We start from the raw sequence: 2,915 nt of genomic DNA, 5'->3' as shown, positions 1-2,915 counted from the left end.
CCGGCGAACTTCCTCGACATCGGCGGCGGCGCGTCGGCCGAGGTCATGGTGAACGGGCTGACGGTGATCCTCGGCGACCCGCGCGTGCGCAGCGTGTTCGTCAACGTCTTCGGCGGCATCACCGCGTGCGACGCCGTCGCGACCGGGATCGTGCGCTCGCTGGAGGTCCTCGGCCCACGGGCGACCAAGCCGCTGGTCGTCCGGCTCGACGGGAACAACGTCACCGAAGGCAGGCGGATCCTCGCCGAAGCCGCCCACCCCCTGGTCACCGTCGTGGCCACCATGGACGACGCCGCCCGCGAGGCGGCGAAGCTCGCGATCGCGGAGGTCTGACGTGGCCATCTTCCTGGACGAGACCAGCCGGATCGTCGTCTCCGGCATGACCGGCTCCGAAGGCGCCAAGCACACCCGGCGGATGCTGGCCGCCGGGACGAACGTCGTCGGCGGGGTGAACCCGCGCAAGGCCGGGCAGACGGTGGAGCTCGCCGGCCGGGAGCTGCCGGTGTTCGGCAGCGTCGCGGAGTCGATGGCTTCGGCGGGCGCCGACGTCTGCGTGCTGTTCGTGCCGCCGCCGTTCGTCGCGGACGCGGTGATCGAGGCGGTGGACGCCGGGATCGGGCTCGCGGTGGTGATCACCGAAGGCGTCCCGGTGCACGATTCCGCGCGGCTGTGGGCCCACGCCGTCGCGGCGGGCGGGCGGACGCGGATCATCGGGCCGAACTGCCCCGGCATCATCTCCCCCGGCCGGTCGAACGCGGGCATCATCCCGGCGGACATCACCGGGCCGGGCCGGATCGGCCTGGTGTCGAAGTCCGGCACGCTGACCTACCAGCTCATGCACGAACTGCGGGACGTCGGGTTCTCGACGTGCGTCGGCATCGGCGGCGACCCGATCATCGGAACGACGCACATCGACGCCGTCGAAGCGTTCGAAAAGGACCCGGAGACCGACGTGATCGTCCTGATCGGCGAAATCGGCGGCGACGCGGAGGAGCGAGCCGCGGAGTTCGTAAGGGCCAACGTGTCCAAGCCGGTCGTCGGCTACGTCGCCGGCTTCACCGCCCCGGAGGGCAGGACGATGGGCCACGCGGGCGCGATCGTCTCCGGCTCGTCGGGCACGGCGGCCGCGAAGAAGGCGGCGCTGGAGGCGGCGGGCATCCGCGTGGGGCGGACGCCGAGCGAGACCGCGGCGCTGGTCCGCGAGGTGCTCGGCTGACATGGAACTCCGTCAGCTGGCGGTGGTGGTGGCCGTCGCCGAGGAAGGCGGCTTCACGGCGGCGGCCCAGCGGCTGCGGACGGTCCAGTCGACGGTGTCCACAGTGGTCAGAGCCTTGGAGCGCGACCTGGGGACGCCGTTGTTCCATCGCACGACCCACCGCGTGGTGCTGACGCCCGCGGGCGAGGCCTTCGTGCCCGCCGCGCGGGCGGCCCTGGAGGCGGCGGAGCGAGCACGCGCGGTGGTCTCCCCGGTGGGCGGGTGCGTGCGGGTGGGGGTCTGCCCGGGGCTGCTGGCGGACCTGCACCGGGTGCTGGTCAAGCTGCGGGACGCGCACCCGGGCCTGGCGGTGGAGATCCACGGGCTGGCGGCCGCGGAGGCGGGGTGCGCGGTGGTGGAGTCCACAGTGGACGTCGTGGTGACGGCGGCCCCCGCGGATCATGCCCGAGCCGGCCTGGTCACCACTCCGCTCGCCGCCGAAGAGCTGGTGCTCGCCACCGCGCCCGGTGGGTCGCGGTCCGCTCCCCCGGACCTCTCCGACCTGGCTCTCGTCGACTTCCCGCTCGGCTGGGCGATCCGCGAAGCCGCCGACCGGGCCTTCCCCGGCCGCCGGGTCACGCTGGAAGTCGACGATCTCGCCGCCGCCGCGGGGATCGTGCGGGCCGGGCTCGCCGCCTGCGTGCTGCCCGGCTCCGTGGCCGCGCGGTTCCCCGAGCTGACCGTGCGGCGGTTCGACCAGCCGCCCGCTTGGCAGCTCGCCGCCGTGCACCGGAGCCCGGCCGACGCCGCCGTCGGGGTGGTGCTCGGTCAGCTCGGCTGAAGACCGAGGCGGTCCGGTCGCGTGTAGACGTTCATCGACGTCCCGCGCAGGAACCCCACCAGCGTCAGCCCCAGCTCCGCGGCCAGGTCCACCGCCAGCGACGACGGCGCCGAAACCGCGGCCAGCAACGGGATCCCGGCCATCACCGCCTTCTGCACCAGCTCGAACGACGCCCGCCCGCTCACCATCAGCGCCGTGCCCGCCAGCGGCAGGTTCCCGGCACGCGTGGCCCAGCCGACGACCTTGTCCACCGCGTTGTGCCTGCCGACGTCCTCGCGCAGGCACAGCAGCTTCCCGTCGCCGTCGAACAGGCCCGCCGCGTGGAGGCCGCCCGTCCGGTCGAAGACCCGTTGCGCCGCACGGAGTTCGTCCGGCAGGCCGGCCAGCGCCGCCGGGTCCGTCGTGAACGGGTCCGCGGCAACCGGCCACGTCACCGTCGTGCGGACCGCGTCCAGGCTCGCCTTGCCGCACAGGCCGCACGACGACGTCGTGTAGAAGTTCCGCGCCACCGACGCGTCCGGCGGGGCGACGCCGTCGGCCAGCGCGACGTCGAGGACGTTGTAGGTGTTGCCGCCGTCGGCCGTCGCGCCGGCGCAGTAGCGGATCGCCCGGATGTCGGCGGGCGCGCGGACCACTCCTTCGCCGACCAGGAAGCCCGCCGCGAGGTCGAAGTCGTCGCCCGGCGTCCGCATCGTGACCGACAGCGCCTGCCCGCCGACCCGGATCTCGAGGGGTTCCTCGACGGTGAGCGTGTCCGGCCGCGTGGTGTGCGCGCCGTCCCGGACGCGCAGCACCCGGCGCCGGCTCGTCATCCGGCCCACGTCAGGCCGCCGGCAGCAGCGATTCGGGGCGGCCCGGCTGGGTCAGCCGCCCGGACAG

Annotated in this window: 3 protein-coding genes and 1 pseudogene; 3 read left to right on the top strand and 1 reads right to left on the bottom strand. The window is 74.3% G+C overall.

All coding sequences use genetic code 11. The features are described 5' to 3' along the window. From G3I65_RS50345 to G3I65_RS50335, 3 genes and pseudogenes are all read left to right on the top strand, one after another. Positions 1-333, top strand: a pseudogene (locus G3I65_RS50345) (succinate--CoA ligase subunit beta); the annotation flags it as partial. 1 nt (position 334) lies between these two features. Then, positions 335-1,216, top strand: a complete 882-nt coding sequence (sucD, locus tag G3I65_RS50340) for a succinate--CoA ligase subunit alpha (RefSeq protein WP_160701271.1) — start codon at positions 335-337, stop codon at positions 1,214-1,216. 1 nt (position 1,217) lies between these two features. Further along, complete coding sequence (locus G3I65_RS50335) at positions 1,218-2,036, top strand: LysR family transcriptional regulator (RefSeq protein ID WP_160702931.1); 819 nt, start codon at positions 1,218-1,220, stop codon at positions 2,034-2,036. On the opposite strand, the gene fdhD is transcribed toward G3I65_RS50335, so the two are convergent. Continuing rightward, entirely contained in the window at positions 2,024-2,857 is an 834-nt protein-coding gene (gene fdhD / locus G3I65_RS50330; protein ID WP_309236065.1) for a formate dehydrogenase accessory sulfurtransferase FdhD, read from the bottom strand. The genes G3I65_RS50335 and fdhD overlap by 13 nt on opposite strands. Positions 2,858-2,915: the final 58 nt, after the last annotated feature.

The sequence above is a fragment of the Amycolatopsis sp. SID8362 genome (genome assembly GCF_010550475.1).
Classification (GTDB): domain Bacteria; phylum Actinomycetota; class Actinomycetes; order Mycobacteriales; family Pseudonocardiaceae; genus Amycolatopsis; species Amycolatopsis eburnea.
The sequence above is the reverse complement of the archived record's forward strand: the minus strand, read 5'-3'. Positions and strand labels throughout refer to the sequence as shown.

Coding starts and splice junctions, on each gene's coding strand:
- G3I65_RS50335 (WP_160702931.1), top strand. CDS start 1,218: ATGGAACTCCGTCAGCTGGCGGTGGTGGTGGCCGTCGCCGAGGAAGGC.